Origin of the sequence: Ureibacillus sp. FSL W7-1570 (assembly GCF_038593265.1) — a bacterium.
Classification (GTDB): domain Bacteria; phylum Bacillota; class Bacilli; order Bacillales_A; family Planococcaceae; genus Ureibacillus; species Ureibacillus suwonensis.
Genome location: NZ_CP151979.1, coordinates 2,543,766 through 2,569,023, shown reverse-complemented (window position 1 = coordinate 2,569,023; position 25,258 = coordinate 2,543,766). Strand labels below are relative to the sequence as shown.

At 41.6% G+C, this 25,258-nt stretch carries 21 protein-coding genes; 7 read left to right on the top strand and 14 right to left on the bottom strand.

Going from position 1 to position 25,258, the window contains the following annotated elements; genetic code table 11:
• The first annotated feature begins 31 nt into the window (after positions 1–31).
• Entirely contained in the window at positions 32–4,270 is a 4,239-nt protein-coding gene (locus tag NST13_RS12810; RefSeq protein WP_342580729.1) for an acyl-CoA dehydratase activase-related protein, read from the top strand.
• Positions 4,271–4,327: 57 nt separating this feature from the next.
• Here the strand turns inward: NST13_RS12810 and ftsH are convergent, their stop codons facing one another.
• Both ftsH and NST13_RS12800 read right to left on the bottom strand, forming a co-directional pair.
• Positions 4,328–6,148: an ATP-dependent zinc metalloprotease FtsH gene (gene ftsH, locus NST13_RS12805; RefSeq protein WP_342470646.1), complete on the bottom strand. Its 1,821-nt coding sequence runs from the start codon at positions 6,146–6,148 to the stop codon at positions 4,328–4,330.
• A gap of 94 nt (positions 6,149–6,242) precedes the next feature.
• On the bottom strand, positions 6,243–7,172 hold the full coding sequence (locus NST13_RS12800; RefSeq protein WP_342580728.1) for an AEC family transporter: 930 nt from the start codon (positions 7,170–7,172) through the stop codon (positions 6,243–6,245).
• Positions 7,173–7,506: 334 nt separating this feature from the next.
• On the opposite strand from NST13_RS12800, the gene NST13_RS12795 reads away from it, so the two are divergent.
• Positions 7,507–8,976 carry a hypothetical protein gene (locus NST13_RS12795; RefSeq protein WP_342580727.1) on the top strand — a complete coding sequence of 490 codons (1,470 nt, stop codon included), beginning with the start codon at positions 7,507–7,509 and terminating at the stop codon, positions 8,974–8,976.
• A 21-nt stretch (positions 8,977–8,997) separates the two neighbouring features.
• On the opposite strand, the gene NST13_RS12790 is transcribed toward NST13_RS12795, so the two are convergent.
• The 10 genes from NST13_RS12790 to NST13_RS12745 form a co-directional block, all read right to left on the bottom strand.
• On the bottom strand, positions 8,998–10,182 hold the full coding sequence (locus NST13_RS12790) for a CaiB/BaiF CoA-transferase family protein (protein WP_342580726.1): 1,185 nt from the start codon (positions 10,180–10,182) through the stop codon (positions 8,998–9,000).
• A gap of 358 nt (positions 10,183–10,540) precedes the next feature.
• Positions 10,541–10,831 (bottom strand): DUF6509 family protein, encoded by a 291-nt coding sequence (locus tag NST13_RS12785; protein ID WP_342470650.1) that lies wholly within the window; start codon positions 10,829–10,831, stop codon positions 10,541–10,543.
• A gap of 134 nt (positions 10,832–10,965) precedes the next feature.
• Positions 10,966–11,781, bottom strand: coding sequence for a metallophosphoesterase (locus NST13_RS12780; RefSeq protein WP_342580725.1), 816 nt, complete (start codon positions 11,779–11,781; stop codon positions 10,966–10,968).
• A 79-nt stretch (positions 11,782–11,860) separates the two neighbouring features.
• Positions 11,861–12,235, bottom strand: a complete 375-nt coding sequence (locus tag NST13_RS12775) for a Na+/H+ antiporter subunit G (RefSeq protein WP_342470652.1) — start codon at positions 12,233–12,235, stop codon at positions 11,861–11,863.
• On the bottom strand, positions 12,213–12,497 hold the full coding sequence (locus tag NST13_RS12770; RefSeq protein ID WP_342470653.1) for a Na(+)/H(+) antiporter subunit F1: 285 nt from the start codon (positions 12,495–12,497) through the stop codon (positions 12,213–12,215). The genes NST13_RS12775 and NST13_RS12770 overlap by 23 nt, the downstream gene beginning before the upstream one ends.
• Positions 12,494–12,979, bottom strand: coding sequence for a Na+/H+ antiporter subunit E (locus tag NST13_RS12765; RefSeq protein WP_342470654.1), 486 nt, complete (start codon positions 12,977–12,979; stop codon positions 12,494–12,496). The genes NST13_RS12770 and NST13_RS12765 overlap by 4 nt, the downstream gene beginning before the upstream one ends.
• 2 nt (positions 12,980–12,981) lie before the next feature.
• Positions 12,982–14,475 carry a Na+/H+ antiporter subunit D gene (locus NST13_RS12760; protein WP_342580724.1) on the bottom strand — a complete coding sequence of 498 codons (1,494 nt, stop codon included), beginning with the start codon at positions 14,473–14,475 and terminating at the stop codon, positions 12,982–12,984.
• Entirely contained in the window at positions 14,468–14,806 is a 339-nt protein-coding gene (locus NST13_RS12755; RefSeq protein WP_342470656.1) for a Na(+)/H(+) antiporter subunit C, read from the bottom strand. Before NST13_RS12755 ends, NST13_RS12760 begins: the two co-directional genes overlap by 8 nt.
• A 4-nt stretch (positions 14,807–14,810) precedes the next feature.
• Complete coding sequence (locus tag NST13_RS12750) at positions 14,811–15,233, bottom strand: Na(+)/H(+) antiporter subunit B (RefSeq protein ID WP_342470657.1); 423 nt, start codon at positions 15,231–15,233, stop codon at positions 14,811–14,813.
• Complete coding sequence (locus tag NST13_RS12745; RefSeq protein WP_342470658.1) at positions 15,220–17,631, bottom strand: Na+/H+ antiporter subunit A; 2,412 nt, start codon at positions 17,629–17,631, stop codon at positions 15,220–15,222. The genes NST13_RS12750 and NST13_RS12745 overlap by 14 nt, the downstream gene beginning before the upstream one ends.
• A 225-nt stretch (positions 17,632–17,856) precedes the next feature.
• On the opposite strand from NST13_RS12745, the gene NST13_RS12740 reads away from it, so the two are divergent.
• Positions 17,857–18,540 (top strand): histidine kinase, encoded by a 684-nt coding sequence (locus tag NST13_RS12740; RefSeq protein ID WP_342471201.1) that lies wholly within the window; start codon positions 17,857–17,859, stop codon positions 18,538–18,540.
• 92 nt (positions 18,541–18,632) lie between these two features.
• On the top strand, positions 18,633–19,361 hold the full coding sequence (locus tag NST13_RS12735; RefSeq protein WP_342581856.1) for a DUF421 domain-containing protein: 729 nt from the start codon (positions 18,633–18,635) through the stop codon (positions 19,359–19,361).
• Between the two features lie 28 nt (positions 19,362–19,389).
• On the opposite strand, the gene NST13_RS12730 is transcribed toward NST13_RS12735, so the two are convergent.
• Positions 19,390–20,088, bottom strand: a complete 699-nt coding sequence (locus NST13_RS12730) for a CBS domain-containing protein (protein ID WP_342470659.1) — start codon at positions 20,086–20,088, stop codon at positions 19,390–19,392.
• Between the two features lie 226 nt (positions 20,089–20,314).
• On the opposite strand from NST13_RS12730, the gene NST13_RS12725 reads away from it, so the two are divergent.
• The 3 genes from NST13_RS12725 to NST13_RS12715 are packed head-to-tail and all read left to right on the top strand — an operon-like array spanning position 20,315 to position 23,744.
• Positions 20,315–21,229, top strand: a complete 915-nt coding sequence (locus NST13_RS12725; RefSeq protein WP_342470660.1) for a DMT family transporter — start codon at positions 20,315–20,317, stop codon at positions 21,227–21,229.
• 59 nt (positions 21,230–21,288) lie between these two features.
• Positions 21,289–22,812: an argininosuccinate lyase gene (gene argH / locus NST13_RS12720; protein ID WP_342471203.1), complete on the top strand. Its 1,524-nt coding sequence runs from the start codon at positions 21,289–21,291 to the stop codon at positions 22,810–22,812.
• The gene (locus tag NST13_RS12715) at positions 22,809–23,744 is read left to right on the top strand and encodes a BadF/BadG/BcrA/BcrD ATPase family protein (protein ID WP_342470661.1); all 936 of its coding nucleotides are present in this window, start codon (positions 22,809–22,811) and stop codon (positions 23,742–23,744) included. The genes argH and NST13_RS12715 overlap by 4 nt, the downstream gene beginning before the upstream one ends.
• Positions 23,745–23,824: 80 nt before the next feature.
• On the opposite strand, the gene NST13_RS12710 is transcribed toward NST13_RS12715, so the two are convergent.
• A complete protein-coding gene (locus tag NST13_RS12710) occupies positions 23,825–25,093 on the bottom strand; it encodes a transglutaminase domain-containing protein (protein ID WP_342470662.1) in 1,269 nt (422 codons plus the stop codon).
• Between the last annotated feature and the right edge of the window lie 165 nt (positions 25,094–25,258).

Genomic DNA, 25,258 nt, shown 5'->3' with positions numbered 1-25,258 from the left:
ACCAGTAAAATTTGCAGAAGGAGTGATATCAGTGGAACTCCAAATCGGTTTAGATGTAGGATCGACAACAGCAAAACTCGTAGTACTGAACAACAAAAAAGAAATTTTACATAAAGCTTACCAAAGACACTTTTCCGATATCAAAAATACAACCTTATCTTTGCTTCAAACGGTGGCTGAAAAATTTCCGAATGCGAAATTGAAAATGAATGCCAGCGGTTCCTCGGGACTTGGTATTTGTGAAGAAACAGGTATTCCATTTATTCAAGAAGTCATTGCTTGTACAGAAGCAGTAAAGGCGACTCAACCGAATATCGATGTCATTATTGAACTTGGTGGAGAAGATGCCAAAATCATATATTTGACAAACGGGCTTGAACAGCGAATGAATACGGCCTGTGCGGGGGGCACAGGTGCATTTATCGACCAGATTGCCGCCCTGCTCAATACCGATGCCGCCGGATTAAATGAACTGGCGAAAGGTGCCGAAAAAATTTACCCGATTGCTTCCCGCTGCGGCGTGTTTGCCAAAACGGATGTACAACCATTATTAAATGAAGGAGCCCGCAAAGAAGATATTGCAGCAAGCGTCTTCCAGGCGGTGGTCAACCAAACCATTGCAGGCCTTGCCAATGGACGTCCTATTCGCGGTAATGTCGCTTTCCTCGGCGGTCCATTGACATTTTTGACAGAGCTCCGGAAACGGTTTATCGAAACCCTCCGTTTGACCGATGAACAAGTTTTGCATAATGAAAATGGTCATTATTACGTGGCATTGGGCGCCGCTTTGGAATGCCAGCAGGAAAACGCCATCAACATCAATGAAATCATTGGTATCCTCAGCCACTCAAAACCGGTTGTAAGCGTTTCCAATGTTAATAAAAACGGCATGCTCTTTGAAACAGAAGAAGATTATGCCGCCTTTAAACAACGACATGACAAAGCGAAAGTGCCAAAAGCCCCGCTAAAAGACTATCAAGGAAACGCCTACTTGGGCATTGATGCCGGTTCTACCACAACGAAAATGGTATTGATTGGCGGAGAAGATGAAGTGTTATACACCTTCTACGAAAAAAACAAAGGCAACCCTATTGGAACAGTGCGGGAAGGATTGGCCAAATTATACGAACAGCTGCCAAAAGAGGTGAAGATCCGCCGCTCCGCTGTTACCGGCTATGGTGAAAAATTAATTCAAACCGCCTATCAAGTGGATGACGGTCTTATTGAAACCATCGCCCATTATCAAGCGGCAAAGAAATTCCAGCCCGATGTGGACTTTATCATCGATATCGGCGGACAAGACATGAAGTGCATCAGAATTAAAAACGGTGTGATTGACAGCATCCATTTAAATGAAGCTTGTTCAGCAGGATGCGGCTCCTTCCTGGAAAGTTTTGCGGAAACATTGGGCCAAAGTGTGCAAGAGTTTTCGAAACTTGCCCTTACTGCCAAATCGCCGGTGGATTTGGGCTCCCGTTGCACCGTTTTCATGAACTCCCGAGTCAAACAAGTGCAAAAAGAAGGAGCAAGTATTGATAACATTTCGGCAGGACTCGCCTACTCCATCGTGACAAACGCTTTATATAAAGTGATTAAATTGAAATCTGTCGAAGAATTAGGGAATAAAATCGTCGTTCAAGGCGGCACTTTTTTAAACGATTCGGTTTTAAGAGCCTTTGAAAAAATGACCGGCAAAGAAGTGGTCCGTCCTGACCTGGCCGGGCTCATGGGCGCCTATGGATGCGCCCTTGTAGCAAAGAAAAACTGGAACGGGGAAGAAACTACGACATTAATTCCAAAAACAAAATTATATGATTTCCAAGTAAAAATCACCCACAGCCGTTGCGGTCTCTGTGAAAACCGTTGTCCGATCACGATCAACCGCTTCCCTGACAAGCGGACATTCATCACTGGAAACCGCTGCGAACGCGGCGCCGGAATACAAAAACCGAAAAGCACTTTGCCAAACTTAGCAAAGGAAAAATACGAAAAATTATTTGACCGCCCATCCCTCCCGGAGGAAGAAGCGGTTCGAGGGAAAATTGGCATCCCCCGCGTTTTGAATTTATATGAAAACTATCCATTCTGGCATACATTCTTTACAGAGCTTGGCTTTGAAGTGGTCTTATCCAATAAATCGAGCAAAAAACTGTTTGAGAAAGGCATTGAAACCATTCCTTCCGAATCGGTTTGTTATCCGGCCAAATTGAGCCACGGCCATATTATGAATTTGATCGAAAAAGGTGTCAAAATCATATTCTATCCTTCCATCGTCTATGAAGAATTGGAGAGAAGAACGCAGCAAAACCATTATAACTGTCCGGTTGTCGCTTCTTATCCTGAAGTGATTCGCGTCAATATGGAACAAGTCTTTTTGGAAAATGGCGTGAAATTCTTAAATCCATTTTTATCAATCCATAAAGAGGACGCCTTGTTCAATGAATTATGCGCTGTCTTCCCGGATATTTCAAAAGTTGAAATTAAATACGCCTTGCAAAAAGCGAGACAGGAAGACATCCAATTTAACGCATGGCTAAGACAACGGGGAGAAGAAATCATTAAACAATTGGAGGAGGAAGATCAAATCGGCATCGTTTTGGCGGGACATCCATATCATATCGATCCTGCCATCAACCACGATTTGCCCGATGAAATCATCCGGCTTGGCATGGCCGTTTTGACAGAAGACTCCGTCAGCCATTTGGCACCGTTGCGATCCCGGGATGAAGTGGTGAACCAGTGGACTTTCCATTCACGGCTTTATGAAGCGGCAGAAGTCGTGAAAGAACACCCGAACTTGGAATTATTGCATGTAACATCCTTTGGTTGCGGCCTTGACGCCATTACAACGGATGCCGTGCAAGAAATATTGGAACAAGATAATCAACTCTACACTTGGATTAAAATGGATGAAATTTCTAATCTAGGCGCCGCCCGCATCCGGCTCCGCTCCATGAAGGCGGCGATTGAAGAACGGAAAAACAATAAAAATCTGGGAATCGCACAAAAAAATGCAGTAGAAAAAGAAGAAGCCATTTTTGATAAGAAAGCAAAAGAAATTTACACCATTTTGGCGCCTCAAATGGTTCCAACCCACTTCAAGCTGTTTGAAGAAGCCTTCAATCAGCATGGCTATCAAATCAAGGTGCTGGAGAAAGTGTCAGAAAAGGATGTTGAAGAAGGATTGCGTTACGTGAATAACGATGCTTGCTATCCAGCCATCGTTACCATCGGCCAATTAATTGCCAATTTGAAAAAAGGCCATTACGACTTGGACCGCACGGCCGTGATCATGTCTCAAACTGGTGGTGGATGCCGCGCGACCAACTATTTTGCATTACTCCAAAAAGCATTGAAAAACGCCGGCATGGGACAAGTGCCTGTACTTTCCCTCAGCGCCAAATCCATCAGCGGCAAGAAACATACAGGTTTTAGAATCACCTTGCCTCTTGCGAAAAAGCTGATCATTGCCGCCAATATTGGGGACTTGCTGCTCCGTTTGAAACTGGCGGTAAGACCTTATGAAGTGGTGAAAGGGTCCACCGAAGCCGTCTATCATAAATGGCTGGAACAATCGAAATATATTCTTCCCAACTTCTCTATGAAAGAATATAGAAAATTAATTCAACACATCATTGATGATTTTAGCCGCATTGAAGTAACGAATGAACAGAAACCGAAAGTCGGAGTCGTGGGGGAAATTTTAGTCAAATTCCATCCATTCGCCAATAACCAAGTGGTGGAAATTATCGAAGAAGAAGGCGGCGAAGCGGTCGTTCCTGATTTTATCGACTTCTTCTTATACGGTTTATACAACCGGAAATACAAAGCGCAACATTTTGGATTCCCGAAAATGGATTCCATCTTCGGCAATATTTCCATTGAATTTATTGAGTTTTACCGTAAGCCTATACGGAAAGCGCTGCAAGAAAGCGGGCTTTTTTCAGCACCGCTTGAAATCCATGAAATTGCCGAAAAAGCTTCGAAGTTTTTAAGTCTTGGCAACCAAATGGGCGAAGGTTGGCTATTGCCTGGGGAAATCGCGGAATTGATGGATGCCGGAGTGCAAAATGTCGTTTGTGTGCAGCCATTCGGATGTTTGCCAAACCATATTGTCGGCAAAGGCATGTTCAATGCAATCAAAAAAGAATATCCAAATGCCAATCTCGTTGCCATCGATTATGATGCCAGCATCAGCAAAGTGAACCAAGTCAACCGCATCAAGTTGATGATGAGCGTGGCAAAAACAAACATTCAACAAACAATATAAAAACCAAGCGGCCTTGAAGTAGAACTATCAAGGCCGCTTGGTTTTTATTTCAATAATTTATTGGCTTACAACGGGTTCGTTTTCCAAAATGCTCATGAATTCTTCCCCGCTGATCGTCTCTTTCTCCAACAAATACTCTGCCAATTCATGGAGTTTGTCGATGTTCTCTGTGAGAATTTGGCGCGCTTTTTCATGGGCGCTTTCAATAATGTTTTGCACTTCTTCATCGATTTTGGCTGCCGTTTCATCGGAACAGATGAGAGAACTGTCCCCTCCTAAATATACGTTGGAGACCGTTTCAAGGCCCATCATGCCAAAGTGCTCGCTCATGCCGTAGCGGGTAACCATCGCCCTCGCCAATTTCGTCGCCTGTTCAATATCATTGGCGGCACCGGATGTAACGGATTGGAAAACAATTTCTTCCGCCGTTCTTCCGCCGGTCAATGTCACAATTTTATTAAACAGCTCTTCTTTTGTTAATAAGTATCGTTCCTCTTCTTCCACTTGCATTGTGTAGCCTAAAGCTCCGGAAGTACGGGGAATAATGGTGATTTTTTGCACCGGCGCGGAATGGGTCTGTCTCGCCGCAACAATGGCATGTCCAATTTCATGATAAGCGACGATTTTCTTCTCTTGCGGTGACAGGATTTTGCTTTTTCTTCTATATCCCGCAATCGTAATTTCCACCGCTTCTTCAAGGTCCTCCTGAATCACTTTGTCCCGATTCATTCTCACCGCTCTTAAAGCCGCTTCATTGACGATATTGGCGAGATCTGCCCCGGATGCACCAGGCGTTGCTTTTGCAATCGCAGTCGCATCGACATTCTCGTCTGCCGCCACCTTTTTCAAATATACATTCAGAATGGCTTCCCTTCCTTTTAAGTCTGGAAGTTCAAGCGGAATTCGGCGGTCGAATCTTCCCGGACGCAAAAGAGCTTGGTCCAACACTTCCGGACGATTTGTAGCGGCCAGAATGACAACGCCCTTGCTGGGATCGAAACCGTCCATTTCATATAATAATTGGTTTAATGTTTGTTCCCGTTCGTCGTTTCCTTGGGTCAAATTCACGCCCCGCTTTTTCCCGATGGCATCAATCTCATCGATAAAGACGATGCATGGCGCTTTTTCCTGGGCTTGCTTAAACAAATCCCGCACACGGGCCGCACCCATTCCGACAAACATTTCCACAAATTCAGAACCGGAAATCGTAAAGAATGGCACTTTCGCTTCCCCGGCCACCGCTTTGGCAATCAACGTTTTCCCGGTTCCTGGAGGCCCTACCAACAACACCCCTTTAGGGAGTTTTGCCCCCACTTTCCGGTATTTTTCCGGATTATGTAAAAAATCCACAATCTCTTTCAATGCTTCTTTCGCTTCATCCTGGCCGGCTACATCGTCAAAGCTTTTCCCGGTTTCGGATTCAACATAAATTTTGGCATTGGCTTTGCCAAACGTTAATACGTCCGCTCTTGATTGGCGGAGTCCCCGCGTGAAAAAGCTTCCGATTAGCAAAATAATCAAAAAAGGAACAATCCACAATAATATGAATCGAATTAAAGGTGAAAATTCATTCGGGATGGTTTTCGTAAATGGGACATTGGCTTCATATAGCCGGTCCACTAATTTAGCATCTTCCACCACACCTGTTTTGTAAATGACATCTTTATTGTCTTTATCGGTAAATGTAATGGCATCATCTTGAATCGTTACTTTCTTCACTTTCCCGTCTTCAACCATTTGAAGGAAAGTGCCGTAGTCCACCTCTTCCACTTTTTGCTTCTGAATGCCCGGAAAAATGAGCGCATTCAATAACACAATGGCCATTAAAATGAAAAAGTAGTAGGTCAGAGAGCGATTTTGAGGTTGCTTTTCTTTCACAACTCAACACTTCCTTTTATCTTCTATATTATTAGTTTACAAATGTTTACTCCCCGTAGCGAAGCATTTTTTTGAACTTTTATTTAACATTCCTTTACCCAAAAAGAAGGTTGGATAAATAAATTACAATCGTCACAGTAATGCAGCTGACAATGGTTGAAAATAAAACCGTTTGAGCTGCTGTGTTGGATTCCACATCATACTCCAAAGCAAGGCTTGAGCTGTTGCGGGAAGTAGGAAATGAGCTTGCAATAAATAAAGATTTGGCGACAACGCCATTGATGCCGAGAAGATATATGATGAGAAGCGCAATAGCCGGACCTACAAAAAGCCTCATAAAGCAGCTGGTAATGATCGTTTTGTTGATCATCGTGCGCATTTCCAGCTGTGATAGTTGCGCACCAAGGGTAATCAAAGCAACGGCGACAAACCCATCCGCCACATGATCCAATGGAATGCGGAAGGTTTGGGGGATTTCAAAATTTGCCACATTCAAAATGACCCCGACAATTAATGCATGGAGAATCGGCATTTTTAAGAAATCTTTGATGATGTCAAGCCCGGATTTCGTTGCTGAAATCAAATTGTACAATCCGTAAGTGTAAGTCGTCATGTTTTGAAAAATTACAAGGATGACCTGAATGGCGACACCAATGGGCTGGGTTGCAAAAACCATTTGCGCCACCGGAATTCCGTAGTTGCCGGAGTTGATGAGAACAATACTATTTTTAAATACAGCGGATTCCGAACGGTTAAGCCCAAGTATTTTCGCCACATAATGGCTGATGATCATTTGGCTTCCGATAAATAAAACGATAAAAACCGCAACTTCCCCGAGGGCCGACATGCTGATGGTCGTTTCGTATATGTTGACAAATACCGCTGCCGGCATGAAACAATATGTAACAAGTTGAGACAATGCTTTTAAGTTAAAGCGGAATTTCTTTTGCAACAACGCACCTACTACAAGCAATACGAGAATCGGTGCCACGATTTGGAAAAAGATCATCGATAGGTAGTGCATGTTTGCGACCTCACTTAATTGATTTGTAGTTCAACCTTTTGTATGAATGCATAATATTACATTATACAACTATAGTGTATAAACCGAAAGGAAATTCAGGATGAATCAACTGGACATGTGCGGCAAGTCCGGGGAATGAATGCGGAAGAATGTTTGAATAGCAACAAGTATATGAATCGTGAAGAAGTTTTTATAGAATGATTCAGTTTATTATATTAATAATAGAATAATAAACTGACAGGATGTTGGGATATCCCCTTTTCAAGCACCACGTTTTTTTATTTTTCATTCTTTGGTATATTCTTCTTAAGTAGCTTTAGGGGGAATCGTAAGAATGCTCAAATTTGATGAACAGCTTTTTCAAAAAACGAAAGGTCAAATCGGAGAACTCTTTGAAGAAGGCATACAACAACTCGGCGGATATGAAGAAGAGGAGAAAATCTTTGGCCGCCTCATCCCGCTTGAACAGATCCTTCTCAATAAAACCGATGCTTCCAATGTCATTTTCCAGGAAATCAAACAGCATTGGGGCAAAATGGATTTATTTACGCAAGAAATGTTCCGTTCATCAAACATTGAACTGCAAAATGTTCAAAAGAAACTCGATGCCTTCTTCTCTTCCCCATCGAGCAAAAAAACCGTTTTTGAACACGCCCTGATAAAAAATGTGTTCAACTTTTCCCACTTTGTCGAAATCGTTTTTGGCAAAAAGACCGATTACTCAAAATCAATCACTAAATTAAATGAAATCTATTTATATAAAATAGGGAAAAAATATTTTATACATATTCTTTATAATCATAAAATCGATTTTTGGCGCTATTTATATGCAAAAAAGATTTATTCTGTTTTCTTGCAAGCGCCCCTACATACCATTCAAAACCCTATTGATTTGATCCAGCAGTATAAGCAATTTATTCAATCTTTCATGACCCAAAATCAACTCATCACAACGATGAATCATTTCATTCAAAAAATTGATTATAAAAATCCTCGTTCACATTTGTTGAAAGAATTTCATCTGTTAAATATCTCCCTCCATTTTATGGGTGGGAAACGGCATTATAAGAAAATCAACAAATTGATAGCGGAAGTGATCCGAACGTGGGAGGCTGGAGAATGGGCGTTGACAGAGAAAGAGCAAACACTGTTGTCTTATATTTTGGCGATTGACGGAGCCAAACATTCCGATACGGAAAAAACGATTGCCCACGGCAAATATTTAATTACGAATGACCGCTTGATCAATCACTCGATTGAATTATTGATCGATTATGGGGAAATTTTGCCGAACATAAAGCCGGAACCTGAATCTTTGGTGAAACGGTACGATCAAAATTATTTGGAACAAATCTTTTATATTGTCATTGATGCCCTTGTGAAAAACGAACAATATTATGATGTATTGCAATTGATGAAAGAATATGAAATCGCCTCTTGTACAAGCATTTATGAATTTTTGAACGCAAAGGATTTTGATCGGGACTTATTGTTGAAAATTGAGGCAGCTGTTCAACGGAATATCGCCTATGTGGTCGATCAATCCCATCAGCACGTAAAGCAGTCGATTGAAAAGTGGATGCAGGAATATCATCATGTTGATAGCCCCTTTCATTCCATCGCCCAAATGACTTCCAAACATGTGTGCAATCTCTTAAAAACCCTTTTTGCCACAGAACAATTTGATTTGTTTGAGCAATTGATGAGCATCTTTATGAAATACTTGATCCTTCAGGAAGATTTCATGGATTTGCGGGATTTTGTGGCAGGCTTTGTGCAAAAAGAGACGTCCCAAAAGGAATGACCATCCTTTTGGGACGATTTTTTATTCAAGTACGCCATTGTCATGCAATGATTTGATTTCTTCATCGGAATAGCCGAGGGATTGTAAAATTTCATCTGTATGCTCTCCAACCTTTGCCCCGACAAATCGATAAGTCGGTTCCACCCCTTCAAATTTAAGGGCTGTGCCGATTTGCTTTTGCGTTGTGCCATCTTCTTTCGGCACTTCCACAATCATATTTCTTGCACGGATTTGCGGATGATTGCAGGCTTCTTCAAAGTTCAATACCGGCTCCACGCAACCTTCGAAATCTTCATTGAACACTTCCAGCCACTCATCGAAGGTTTTTGTCAAGAAAGCGTCTTTCACCGCCTCTTTAAACCGTTTTTGCGTATAAGTGGAATCATTAAACGTGCTTTGAATCAGTTCGGGAATGTCCAATGCTTCACAAAGCAGTTTGCGGAAATGCGGCTCCAGGCTGCCAACAGAGAAATAACGGCCATCTTTCGTTTCATAGTAATCATAAAACGTACCGCCATTTAAAATTTCCTCTTCCGGCTTTGGCAATTCCCCGCTGCCTAAAAAGGCCGTTCCATATAATGCATTCATCGTGAATACCGCATCGGTCATGGATAAATCAATATATTTTCCTTCACCCGTTTTTTCCCGATGCAATGCACAAGCAAGCACACCAATCGCCGCATGCAATGTTCCACCGGCGATATCCGCAATCTGGATTCCCATGGAAACAGGTTTTTTTCCTTTATGGCGGGAATAATCCAGGATGCCTGAAATCGATAAGTAGTTATTATCATGCCCGGGACGATTTCGATATGGCCCTGTTTGTCCATAACCTGTAATGGAACAATAAATGAGCCTTGGATTTACTTTTTTCAGCGATTCATAATCCAGCCCCAAACGTTCCATCACGCCCGGACGGAAACCTTCAATCACAATGTCATATTCTTGGATCAATTTTTTTACGATTTCTACGGCTTCCTTTGTTTTTAAATTCAATTTGATTGATTTTTTGGAGCGATTTAGATGCTGATGAATATAGGACTCTTTATTTTCATCATATGGCGGCATAATGCGCATCAGATCCACTCTTCTCGTGGACTCCACATGAATGACATCCGCGCCGAAATCCGCAAACATCATCGTTGCAAAAACTCCCGGAAGCATTGATGAAAAATCAAGTATTTTCAAGTCTTTTAGTATTGTCAATTTCCCCATCCCCTTTATGAACCAGACGTATATCAATATAATGAACATTCAGCAGCTACCTTTGAAAACGCTATCTTCTTACCCCACAATTTTATTATACTAATATTTTAAAATAATCTGAATATTTTGTGAACCTATTATACTATATATGTTGCAAGAAGGTAAGAAATTATTAAATTAAAGATTTTGGTAATAAAGATCTTGCATCCTATCAAAATTCCTTTAATTTATTAATAAAATTTCACATCTTGACCTCCCTGAATTTGAAAAAAAGCAAAAAAATATCACCCAAAAACCGGTTTGGATGATACTTTTTTCAGGACGGACCCTCTTTCCGTTCGATATTAACAGCCCACTTTTACCCTTCCAGTTCAATCTTTTCTTTGCAGAAAGATAAAAGTTCCTGTTCCTCCTCTTCTTCCAAGGCAAGTTCAATATAACGCTCGTCCTTTTTATCGATAATATAATAATTGATAATAAACGGCCCTTCACCTTCATTGCCAATCAATAGCCGGATCTGTGTTCCCGCTTCGGAATAAAGTTCATCATCTTCTTCCACTTCCACGTCCAACAAAAACTCATAGCGTTTTCCCTGAATAATCCCTGTCGGATCAATCAATTCTTCCATTGTGTATTCAATGATATCCATCTGTGTAGTCTCCTTTGCTTAATTCCATAAGAAATCTAATTACAATCATAATGAAAAATAACTTTTGGTCAAATATCTTCTCCTGTCAGATTGCAACAAAAAAACGCCTCAGATTGAGACGGTTTCATCGCACGTTATTTCGCCTTCAGCTCAACCACTACAATTTCAGGAAAATTAAAAATGCGAAATGGCGCGCCGCTGTTTCCCAACCCTCTGTTGACGTTCATTGTCGTTTGATTCTCTTCATAAAATCCCGCTGTATATTCAGGGAAAAATCCTTGTCCCGGCGCAATGAGTCCTCCTACCAAAGGAATCCGGATTTGGCCACCATGGGCATGTCCCGCAAATACCAAATCAATTTCATTTTTTGTATAGATATCAAATTTTTCCGGACGATGGGCAAGCAATGCGGTAAAAAATTCTTTTGGTACATGGGCCATCGCAGTATTTAACATGATTTGCGTATCAGCGCCATTGAGGGGATCTTCAATGCCGGCAACGGCTATTTTTTCTCCGCCGCGTTCCAGCCATATGGCAGCATTCGGCAAAATATGTACCCCCAATTTTTGAAGCGCATCATAAATTTCGTCCACTTGATTAATGGCCACTTCATGATTTCCTATGACATAATACACATCCGCAATTTCAACAAATCCCCGGACAGCCGTTAAACTTTGTTCCAAGTCATACCGGTTGCTGTCAATCAAATCGCCTGTAATAAAAATGGCATCCGGTTTGGTGTTCCGCACTTTCTCGATTAATTTTTTCTGATTCTCTCCAAACAGGGCATCATGCAAGTCAGAAACTTGGGTAATCCGAAAGCCTTCAAAGGATTTTGGGATTTTTTCGGATTCATAGGTTCTTTCCGTGATGACGATCCAATGATTGTTTACGTACAAAAACACATATACTCCGACAATCAATAATATGATTTTCAGCAACTTTTTCAATTTGTTTCGCTCAATTCTTTTTAATTTTCCGGAATATCCATTCATAATATTATGGGTTTATATAGAGAGATTCAAGCCATCATTTTAGTTGTTCCGCATCTTTTCCGCCAAATAAGACCGACTTCAACTCATCCTCGCCTGAACCTTCCGCCAAAGGCACCCCTGAACGGTAGGCTGCCCGGATGACAAGATGACTGGCAACCGGAGAAGTGATAAATACAAATAAAATGCCCAACAATATGCGGATACTGATATACCCATCTTGAACCCATATATAAACAAAAGACCCGATCAGACAAGATAAAACCCCTAATGTGGCGCTTTTGGCCACCGCATGGGACCGGGTATAAACATCCGGAAAACGGAGCATTCCAACAGCACTAATGACACTGATGATTGCCCCCAACAACATAATCATGGCGCAAATCCACTCAATGATCTGACTTGCGTTCAATAATGACACCCCTTTCAATAAATTTGGAAAAAGCGATCGTCCCAATAAAGGCTAAAATCCCCAATATTAATATAGCCTCCAAAAAGGCAGTCGTTTCAAACAAAATGGAAACAATCGCCATGGACGAAATCAAATTAACCCCGATCGTATCGAGGGCAATGGCCCGATCAGGCATTGTCGGACCTTTAATAATCCGAATGACATGTAAAGCAATGGCAATCATAAACAAAGCCAAGGCAATCAGCAACATCGTTTCAATCAATCCCGGGACACCTCCAATATGACAGTCTCAAATCTCCCCAACGATCGAATCAAATCTTCCTTCTGTCCAATATCCATTGCGTGAATATATAATTCATCGCCAGATTCCGACACTTCCATCACCACCGATCCGGGTGTCAATGTCAATAACAAGGCAAGGGCCGTTACTTCCCAATCTTTTTCCAAAATCGTCTTATATTTAAAAATACCTGGTGTGATATTCAAGTTTGGAGTCAACACCTGCTTCATGACGACAAATCCGGAAACGATCAATTCTCTGAAGAAAACAAGCGCAAGCTTTAGAATTTTCACAAGCCGGATCAAATAAAACCTCGTCCCAAAAAACCGATGCATGAGATAAAGGATTCCAATACCGACGATAAATCCGGTATTAAAAGTGGAGAGGGTCGGCTTCGGCTCGTCTTTAAACAAGAGCCAAAGCAGCGCAATAAATAAGTTTAAAATGAATTGGGCAAAAAACACCTTCACACCCCCTCGCTTTCGCTTAATATGGCATCAATATAGATGGATGGGTTCACGAGGATTTTTGCCGCATCTTTGACATAGGCCATCAGCTGCTCCGCCCCTAAACCCATCCCCACAATGCAGAGGGCAAAAGCAACAAGCGAAACCATTGAAGCGATGGGAAGCGGTTTTTTATCTTCATTGGTAATAATCGTTTCCCCAAAGAATGAACTCAGGAATATTTTCAGCAACGAAAAGAGCACCACAAGGCTGGATGCGAACCCGAGGAACAGCAATACATAGGAACCCGCTTCAATCGCCCCCTTGCCAATCAATATTTTTCCCACAAAACCGCTGAGTGGCGGAATACCGACCAAAGCCAGCATCGTCAGGAAATAGATCCATCCGAATAATGGGTAGTTTCGGATGAGTCCGCTCATATTATCAATAAACTTTTCGCCGGTCAAAAAGACCATCAAGCCCACCAACAGGAACAACAACGCTTTCGCAATCATGTCATGGATTAAATAAAACACGGACCCTGCCAGTGCGTTTTCCGTACCACTCGCCAACCCTATTAAAATAAAGCCCACAGCAATCACAATATTATAAGCGGCGATTCTTAACACATTCCGGGATGATAATGCGCCCAAACATCCCAGGATGATTGTTAAACCCGCAAAAACGCCAATGATGGTATGGGTTACCTCCGGACGATGCGGGAACATCAATGTGAATGTGCGAATCAGCGCATACACTCCAACCTTTGTGAGCAATGCCGCAAACAATGCCTGCACCGCTGCGGGCGGTACCACATAGGAACCCGGTAACCAGAAAAACAGCACTAAACCGGCCTTCAAACTGAAGACAATAAACAGCACAAGGGAAACGGTTGTCAACATCGGATCTTGCCCCGCTTCAGCAACCCTCTCGGCAATGTGTGCCATATTCAACGTTTTCACCGTTCCATATAAATATGCAAGGGCAATTAAGAAAACGGAAGAACCTACAACATTAATTAATACATATTTCAACGATTCCCGGAGTTGAACCTTCTCACCGCCCAATGCGACTAATGCATAAGATGCCATTAACATCACTTCAAAACAGACGAACAAGTTGAAAATATCCCCTGTTAAGAAGGAACCGTTGACTCCGGCAACCAGAAGCAAGACAAAAGAATAAAAAAACATGTATTCATGCCGCTCGCCAACCGTCGAAAAGGCATATAGCAAACAAATCAGTGTGACAATGCTTGCTGTTAGTACCATCAACACCGAAAAAGCGTCCGCAACGAACAAAATCCCGAATGGCGGTTTCCATCCTCCAAAGTCTATTCTTATAATCCCTTCTCTTTGCACAAGCACCAGCAAAAAGAAAGATATGATGCTAACCGCAAGCATTGTCAAAAAAGCGATGATCCTTTGCACGACCACATGCTTTCGCAAAAAGATTAAAATAACGGCTGTAAATATGGGAATAACCAGAGGCAAGACAATGATGTTGTTACTCATCGGACATTCCTCTCAATTCGTTAAAATCATCCGACCCATTCGTTTGATAGGTGCGGTAGGCTAATACGAGCAAAAAAGCGGTCGTGGCAAAGCTGATTACAATCGCTGTTAAAATCAAAGCCTGCGGCAAGGCATCGGTAAAAGGTTCTTCCCCGTGGCCCAGCAAAGGTACATTTCCGGCTTTTAATCCACCAACCGTCATAATCAGCAAATTCACTGCATGGGACAATACAGCCGTGCCAAGAATGACGCGAATCATATTCCGCGAGAGGATCAAATAGGTAGCCACTGAAACGAGTATCCCAATCAAAACCAACATGACCTGTTCCATACATTTACTCATCCTCACTTATGCTTATAATCATTGTAACGAGCGTGCCAATCACCGTTAAGGCCACTCCCGCTTCAAACAAAGTCACCGTCGATAAATGTTTATCACCTATAAATGGAAACGCAAAATGTCCATCCGTATGAGTTAAAAATGGCAAATCAAAATAAATTGCCCCCAATCCTGTTCCCGTTGCAATCAAAACGCCAAGGGCCGCCACCTTCTTAAAATCAAAGGGGATTTTCTTTTGAATCGTATCGATATCGTACGTTACATAAAGGAGAATGATCCCGGAGGCGAGAACAAGTCCGCCAATGAAGCCTCCCCCCGGTGCATGGTGGCCCGAGAAAAACAAGTACACACCGAGCGTCAGGATAATTAAAGTGATCCCTTTTACGACCGTCCGCAAAATCACATCATTGATTCTCATTTGTTCCCCCTCCTTTTGCTTTCAACTTGATGATGGCGTATACTCCCAAACCTGCAATAAACAACACGACCACTTCAAGCATCGTATCGAAAGCACGGAAATCACCCAAAATTGTGTTGACGATATTTTTTCCTCCGGCCAATTCATAAGAATCATTAAAATAATAAGAAATCGTCATAAATTTCTCGTAGTGAATGGCCGCAAAACCGACCAGCGTAACCGTTGCCCCGGCAGCAGCCGAAATCAAAACATTTCTTATCTTTTTCCATTTTGGAAGCATCTCTTTTTTTATTTCAGGCAAATGTCTGAAACAAATTAAATACAGCACCGTTGAAACAGATTCCACCGCCAGCTGCGTCAATGCCAAATCCGGTGCCCGAAACACGATAAAAAACAAGGCAGTCGAATATCCTAAAACCCCGTTCAGAAATACGGATGTAATACGGGATGTCGCAAACACTATTCCGATGGAAGACACAATCATAATCAACACCAGAATGATTTCAAACACTTCCAGCGATTCAAGATGGACTGGACTTAAAACCATAAGATCCGCGCGAAGAAAATATCCTCCGACAAATAATAAAAAGGCAAGATATATATAAACAAAATAATCTGTCAAATTGCCTGTCATGTACCGGTTTGTCAATCGTGCCGATAATGATTCGCTCAATAAAATCCCGTTATTAAAAATCTCATTCAATGAGAATTTTTGAGGAAGTACCCGATAAATCGGTTTCCAGCTTTTCAAAATACTATACAGAATAATTCCTGCGATGATTACAAAAATCGTCATCCAAAGCTCCGGACTCAATAATCCATGCCAGGCATGGATGGTCGGGGTCAATTCTTGTGTGGATGGAAATGAAGGATAAATGCTTGCCATTGCAGGTCTTAAAATATATTGGCCAAGCAAATTCGGGAAAAAGAAAATTCCAACAACAAAAATGATGAGCGTATAAGGAGAAATCAACATTCCAATTGGCGCTTCATGAGGATGTTTGTCCAGCCAATGGGATTTCACTTTCCCAAAGAATGTTTTCCCGACAATAATCAAGCAGTACACGAACGTGAATACACTCGCAATCCATGCAACGATTGGAATCAGGAAACCGATATGGTCGAGAGAAAAAATGCTCAAATCCTGTATATGAAGAGTCGCAGCGAAAAACATTTCTTTGCTCAAAAATCCGTTGAATGGAGGAAGCCCTGCCATCGATAAACTGCCAATCAACGCAATCGTAAAGGTGAGCGGCATGAAAGACATCAGTCCGCCCAGTCTCCGAATATCGCGCGTACCCAATTCATGGTCGATGATTCCGACCATCATAAACAGCGCACCTTTAAAAGTGGAATGATTAATTAAGTGGAATATGGCAGCAAATGCCGCTTGCGTGTAGATTATCGTTTCAGCGGAATAACCCAGATAGATTGCCACGGAACCCATGCCCAATAAACTCATGATGAGCCCCAGTTGGCTGACCGTCGAAAAGGCGAGCAACGCTTTCAAATCCACTTGCTTCACAGCGTTGAAAGAGCCCCAAAACAGCGTAAATAAACCAACCCCCGTTACCAACCAAAACCAAACCGCTTCTCCGCCAAAAACAGGCGTAAGTCTAGCCACCAAGTAAATGCCCGCTTTTACCATCGTTGCGGAATGCAAATATGCACTCACGGGTGTCGGGGCCTCCATCGCATCCGGCAGCCAAATATAAAACGGAAATTGGGCCGATTTTGTAAAAGCTCCTAATAAAATCAACACAAGCGCCGGCACAAACAAGGCACTGCCGCGAATCAGATCCACTTTATCGATGATTTCCCGGATGCTCAACGTACCGGACACCTCATAAAGCATCAAAAATCCGGCAAGCATAGAAATACCGCCAGCAACCGTTATAAGCATGGATTTTCTTGCTCCGGCTCTGGAAGCTTTCCGATGATGCCAAAAAGCAATCAATAAAAATGATGAAACACTTGTTAATTCCCAAAATCCATATAAAACTAATAAATTATCAGATAGAACAACCCCTAACATTGCCCCCATAAACAAGAGTAGATAGCAATAAAAATGGTATAGCTGTTCACTTCTAGATAAATAGAAAATGGAGTACAAACCAACTAAGCTTCCTACTCCGGTTATGAGTAAACTAAAAATTAAGCTTAGTCCATCCAGATAAGTGGTGAAATTGATACCTAACGAGGGGATCCACTCATGAGTGAAAGTAATGACTTCGCCGTTAGAAATACGGGGAATATAAGCAGCTAATAGAAAAAATAAAATGAAAGATACAGTCATTACAAGCCAGCCAATGTATCTCTTGCTAATGTACCTGTGAAATACGGGAATCATCAGGGCAAAAATAAACGGGGTGAGGACGATGGCAACATCCGTTGTCACTTAATTCTCTCCTCCCTTCACTTATTCCATTCACTTGACGAAAACAAAACTGCATTGCATAATATTGTGTCAACAACATGATTTTAATTGATATGTATTTTTTAGAAAAAATAAACCTTAGTCTACAATTTTAAGTATATAATAAAGCAAAATGGTTTTCATGGATTTTGATTGCGGAATGTTGAAAATTTGTATTACATAAATTTAAGAGGTGCGATAATAATGGTGAATGATATCAAAAAGCAAACGGATGAAAGCATTTTGGTTTGCGTCTATTATGGTTTAAACGGAGAACGGCTGATTCGAAGAGGCCATAAACTCGCTTCTTTGCTCAATTGTCCATTATATATATTAACCGTCGATTCGAAACCTCTCGACAAGTTCGATGCCGAAAAGTCCGGTTATATTGAACGATGGAACGAGTTGGCGAAGGAACTCGGGGTTGAAAAATTTATCATTCGGGATAATGAAAAACGGCCCATTCAAAAAGTGATTGCGGAAGTGGCCAAGGAATTGAACGTATCTCAAATAATCGTTGGGCAAAGCGCCCAAAGCCGATGGGAGGAAATTACAAAAGGGTCTTTATTGAATGTCTTGTTGAAAGAAATTCCTTTTGTTGATTTTCATATTGTGGCCGTAAACCCTCCTACAGAAGATGAAGAAATCGGCATGTATGAAAAAGGAGTCCGGGCTTTTATCGTTCCGGCAGGGGAACGATATAAAATCGTATTTACGTGCCCGAAAGGCCGCTATATCGAAGGGATTTTCTTCAAAGAAATCGGTACCGACTTCGATAATGGCATTTTCCGTTTTTCCCACAACCATAAAATGTGTGAATTGAAAGTTGAGGAAGATTTTGTATCAAATCCCGAAAAGATTCCGGAAGAATATAAACATTATTTGGTGTGATTGGACAGAAGCATGATTGCTTCTGTTTTTTTGTATAGTTCCTTCCTCTTCCGCTCATGCTAAAGGGAGAGGCGAAAGGAGGCTTCTGGATGATGGAAAACTTTTGGGAAGCAAACTTTTTGGACATCGTTTTTCGAAGCGTCATTACCTTTATTGTGATACTAGTATTGGCAAGAATCATTGGGAAAAAACAATTGAGTCAGTTGACCTTCTTCCATTACATTACAGGCATTACAATCGGATCGATTGCCGGTGAAATTACCACTCAAATAAAAACCCCTTTTTTTGACGGTATCATCGCTTTATCCTGTTGGACCATTTTGACCCTTCTCATGAGTTTTATATCGATCAAATCAACGAAAATCCGTGTCATTGTCGATGATCGCCCGACGATTTTGATCCAAAATGGAATGATCAATCAACATGGGCTAAAAAAAGCAAGGCTTCATGTCGATGAATTGGCCATGCTTTTGCGCGAACAAGGCGTCTTTTCCTTTGATGAAGTCCATTATGCCGTATTTGAAACAAACGGTGAACTCAGCGTAATGAAAAAGCCTGAAAATAACCCTGCCACCAAAAAAGATATCAAAGCGGATTATCCAAACTCACCCCTCTTTCCAACCGAAGTTATTTCTGATGGGAAGATTGTGGAGAAAAATCTTTCAGAATTAAACCTAACGGAAGATTGGCTGCTCAACAAACTTAAAAAGAAAAATGTGAAAAAAGTGGAGGATGTGTTTTTTGCACAAGTTCTTGAAGATGGTTCCCTCTATGTTTCCCTTTTTAATAATAGACAAGGTTTGTCCAAAAAAAGCAAGTAAGGACAAACCTTATTTTATGTATGTATAATCAATGCACTTTCATTAAATCGAGAGGGGTGATGATTCCGATCAACTTTTGATGCGGCTTGCCATGTTCCGTAATCAATAGCGCATCATACCGCTTCCCCTTTTCGACACTTTCCTTATAAAGTTCCTTTGCGTGATAAACCGTTAGATTTCTGCTGACAAACTTATAATTGACCCGCTTTTTTTCGTAATTCAAAATTTCTTTGATCGTTGGCATGTCGTAAACCAAAATCTTTTGGTTCGCCACATCCGCCAACCAGTTCGTAATGCCCACCGTCGTGATGAGCCCTTGAAAATCCCTCCCCTCGTAAACAGGAAATTGCGTATATTTCCGTTCCTGAATAATATCTAAAACATCTTTTAGGGAATCTGACGTTTGAAAGGCCACTACCTTCTTTCGAAAAACTTGTCCCACTAAACCCGGGCGGGCTAACAGTTCGTCTATGTATTCGATGCGTTCAACCACTTGTGTATGAGGCTCGGCAATCACAAAATCTTCGGATACCCGATAATGCACAATTACATTTCGCAAATCCGCAAAAGAACGCAATTCATCCTCGTATTTTCTTACTAACGGACTTTTCTTTTTTGCAAAATCCACTAAACGATAAAAAGGCATAAATTCTTTTGCCTTTACGATTTTCCGCAATGTGAATGTGATCCGGTTAAAGGCCGCCAAAAACCGTTCGGAGTTTTTCAACGGACAACCCTCCTTTCCATATTTTTATTACTTACTATTATATTCTAATTTTTCATTTAGCAGAAAATTCTTTATTATGTATTATTTTTCTTCTGGGAAGCGCATTTCAGGCATTATCAAAATTTGCTATACTTTTTTCAAAGAAAAATAGCAGATTTAGTCGAATCATGCTAAAATTAGAAACTCATCAATATTTAACGACAAATTTTTTAAGTGGGTTAACATCATGAAAACCAAGATTATTTATCCATTACTTATCATAGTTGCAGCAAGCAGTTACGGCATCCTTTCGACCGTTATCAAAGTGGCGATGGGCCGTGGATTTACTTCGGATGAAGCCGTTACAAGCCAATATTTAATCGGCTTTTTCCTGGCTTTGGTATGTTTCATCCTGACGAAAGGCAAAATTCCTAAGCTCGGAAAAAAGGAATTCATGCTTCTTCTTTTCGCCGGAATTTTTACCGGTACAACCGGGATCGTTTACGGAAAATCTTTAAATTATTTGCCTGCTTCCCTCGCCGTAGTATTGCTTTTCCAATTCACATGGATCGGCATGTTGATCGACTGCATTTTAAGAAAAAGATGGCCAAGTCGTCCTGAAGCGATTTCCCTCGCCATTCTTTTTGTCGGAACGCTCCTTGCCGCTGGTGTCGCGTTTGAAGCGGATTTATCGAACTTTCAATGGAAAGGCTGGTTGTTCGGCTTTTGTTCAGCCATCAGCTTCGCCATATTCCTGCAAATTAATTCAAGATCCATCGAAGGGATTACAACCATTGAACGAACATTGTTTACATCCTTTTTTGCCCTTGTTTTGATCAGCATATTCTTGTCACCAGAAATACTGTGGAACGGTATATTAATAAGAGAAGGTCTTTGGCAATTCGGTTTAGTGCTCGGATTCTTCGGAACCATCCTGCCGATTTTCCTGCTTGCTTTCGCTGTGCCAAAGGTTGGCGGCGGTATTGCTTCCATCTTAAGCGCCATGGAATTACCCGTTGCGGTCTTCGCTTCGGTCATCGTACTTCATGAAGCCATTACTTGGCTGCAAATCATCGGAATTGTCCTTATTTTGTGGGGAATTGCGTTGCCAACAATGCTTTCTGAAAAACAGTTAAAGAAATTGCAAAAAGAAAAACAATAAGTTTTGTCCGGAAGTGAATGTTTTGTTGATAGAAATCGTTTTTGGGGGCGATGATTGTGATGTTCCAAGAGTATAGAAGCCGCATCCATGAATCTGAGGGTACCCAGTTCCCTTCAAACAGCTATCGTAAAATCGTGCTACAGCCTGCCTATGATGAAGCAAAGAAACATTTTTTGAAAGCAATGGTGCAAATACATATTGCCCATTTAAAAATGCTTGAAGAACAACAACTGGTTTCAAAAGAAGATGCAAAAAAAATCGGTGCTGCAATCGGCCAATTAGACATGGAATATTTTTCAAAACAAGAATATCAACCGCAGTTTGAGGATCTATTTTTCCATATTGAAAATAAATTGATGGAGATGGCTGGTGATATAGCAGGAAATCTGCATATCGGACGAAGCAGAAACGATATGGGCATCGCCATTTATCGCATGACCATCCGCGAAAAACTTCTCGACCTGATGGACGAATTGGTCACCTTAAGAACTTCCCTCATCACCTTTGCATTAGAACACGTAGATACGATCATGATCGGCTATACTCATACCCAACAAGCCCAGCCAACCACTTTTGCCCACTACTTGAAAGCCGTGATTGACCAGCTCACAAGGGATTTTAAACGCATGCAGCACGCTTATGCGACAGTGAACCGGAGCAGTATGGGGGCGGCTGCACTGACAACAACAGGATTCAACATTAACCGCGCAAGAATGCAGGAACTGCTCGCCTTTGATGATATGGTGGAAAATGCGTGGGATGCGGTTGCGGGGGCCGATTATATCGCTGAAACGGCCAGTGTCGTGCAGCTGGCTGCATTGAACCTTGGCCGCACCGCGCAAGACTTCTTGCTGTGGGCCACACAAGAATTTAACGCGATCAGTCTTGCAAGTCCTTATGTTCAAGTAAGTTCCATCATGCCGCAAAAGCGGAATCCCGTTTCCATTGAGCATACCCGTTCACTGCTTTCATCCGTTGTAGGCGATGCTTCCACCGTCTTACAAATGATTCATAACACGCCATTTGGAGATATTGTGGATACGGAAGATGACATGCAGCCTTATATTTGGCGGGCTATGGAAAAATTGCGCGGTATCTACAAATTATTTGGCAGTTTAGTAGTAACCATGGATGTGAATAAAGAAAAGTTGTTGGAACGGGCTGAAAAAAGTTTGGCCAACGTCACTCAATTGGCGGATACCCTTGTCATGACCGAAAATATTTCCTTCCGACAGTCCCATAAACTCGTTTCCGAATGTGTCCGCGCATTGCTTAAAGACAATAAGACTTCCATTGAGGATTTGACTTGGGAACTGGTCAATGCGAAAAGTATTGAGCTCACAAAGAAACCTTTAAAGATTTCAAAGGAAGAATTCTATCAATCTTTGAAACCCGCCCATTTCGTCAATGTCCGCAAAATGCCCGGCGGCCCTGCACCAATGACGATGACCGAATCATTGTTAAAGGCAAAAAGCGAAACATCCGCCCTTTGCAAATGGGTTCAGAATAAAAAGGATGCCATTTTACAAAGTGAAAAACGATTACGACAATATTTGGATGAATGGAGCAGAAAGGAAAAATGAATCAATATGTTTTAGCCATTGATGGAGGAGCGACAAAAACGACTTTGTCATTGAGGGATGCTGAGGGGAAAATCTATTTTGAAAAAACCACTACAAGCACCAATTACCAAGCAATCGGCACAGAAAAAGTCGAAAAGGTGTTAACCGATCTATTAGAAGACGCCTACACTTCAACGGGCATTCAGAACATTGCCGTTGCAGCTTTTGCCATGGCTGGCGTCGATACAAAAAACGGGCTGGCAATCGTACGGAACATAATCGATCGAAGCTGCCAAAATTCATCCTTTTGCATCCATCACACCATTGTTGAAAATGACGTACAGTCCACATTAATCGGATTAACCGGGAACAATGCGGGAGCCCTTGTTATTTCAGGTACAGGTTCAGCCGCTTATGCGACCGATGGCAAAGGAAGAATCGAACGTTCCGGCGGTTGGGGGCACCGGGTTGGAGATGAGGGGAGCGGCTATTGGATCGGAAGGGAAATTTTAAATACCATTTTCAGATATGAAGACGGCCGTCTCCCGAAACCTACCATCCTCACCGACTTGGTATATGACCTTTTGCAAATAAACAATATCGAACAGCTCAACGACTGGATATACCATCCCAATTATACCAATGCCCAAATGGCCAAAATCTCCGCCGTCCTTTCAAAAGCCATCTCTCTTGGAGACGAGCGGGCCATCGATATTGCTTGTGAAGCTGCAAAGGAGTTATCCCTTATGACCGATGCCGTACTTCGGAAAATCGGGCCGATTCATGAGAAGTTTGTAGTTTACTTAAACGGGGGCATACTGAAAAATAATCCGGTCATATTAAAACTATATAAAGATTATGTGAAAGAATTATATCCTCATATTTCCTTCCATTTATGCAATCAAAATCCGATAGACTATATTGCCAACAGGGCACTTCGTTCATTAAAATAATAATGGTTTTTCAATTTCGATCTAGTCGGTCGGTACGTTGGTAACTGGGGCTAATAGAAAAAGCCCCCTTTTTTTATGCTTCAAGAAGTCTCAATCTCCATCTTTTTCAATCCATCATCCGTCGCGAAGATCAAGTAACCATCTTCAACCAGCAAATCACTCACCTTTTCCGGATAGATGATGGATTCTTCCGAGCCGTCAGTGCGTATTCTTGTTAAATACGCCCCATTGGAATAGTTGCTGAAGTAAATCCAATCTCCGGCACCAACGATATATTGTGCTCTGCTTCTTGTTAATCGCTGATTTTCGCCGGTAGCCAAATTCAACCGATATAAGCGATGATGATCCTGAAGATTGCTGTAATAAATATAACCACCTTTTTCAAAAGCATGATCCATTTTTTCCATAAAGGCGTATTGTTTGCTGGTCGCCTTCGGATAGTTCCCTGCTTCCCAACGATGATCCAATTTCATTGTCGCATCATCTACAAGGAAATATTGATATCTTACTGCATTACCGCGGTCAGGCACCGGATCATTCCATGTTGTATCAAGGTGATACCATTCCCCATTCACTTTCACCAAATTCCAAGCATGAGGTCCTGTATTCACCTCTCCCACCACATATAAGGTTTCAATGCCAAGCTCTCTCAACATTTTTAAAGCAAGAAGCGCATAGCCCTGGCAAACGCCTTTATGTTCTTTCAAAACGGCGATTGCGCTATGCGGGCTTAGAGTTGTATCTTCGCTATAAACGGTATTTTTTACGATGTAATCATTCACAAACTTTACCTTTTCAAAATCCGACATGGAGTTGGCATCCACATTGGACAAAATGCTTGCCACTTGTGCATCTACATATTGTTCATAGGCAGCATTGGTTAAATATTCCTGATGCACTTTGATCAGCGCTTTATATTTTCCGTATTCATATTCAATTTTCCGGTCGCCCAGATGGCCTAAAATGTAATGATCCCGGTTGGCTGCGTCTTCCACAGCTTGTTGAAGCAGATGTTCGATATCACTTGTACTTCCCGCGTACTGTATTTCAAAATCCGTTTCCCACTGGCTAAAATGATAATAAAATGCATCGGCCAATTCTTCAACAGATTGCACTTTTGTCGGCAGGTGAATGGTATTTCGCAAAGCGGTAATGGTTGATGTGGTTTCATCAATCGGTTCTTTTGCCGATTGTTTTTCAACATTTGAAATATTGAAGCTATCTATTTTTTCGGCAACCTGGTTTTCGTCAATCCATTGAAGCACGCCATCCCAGATATCTTTTGACAAGTCATAAGCGGGTTTAATCATTACAAGAAGTATCACGAAAATGGTCAAACGCTTTAACAATACCCTTCACCACCTATCGATAAAACTGCTCATAGAAAAAAATTTTCCCCAAATCCATTACAAGTATTGCCAGGAAAATAAAAAGAAGTACTACCGAAATAAAAAAGTTGGTAGCCCTTTTGGTAGTACTATCAAAATGTACGATTTTTGATTTAAAAAGTTTCA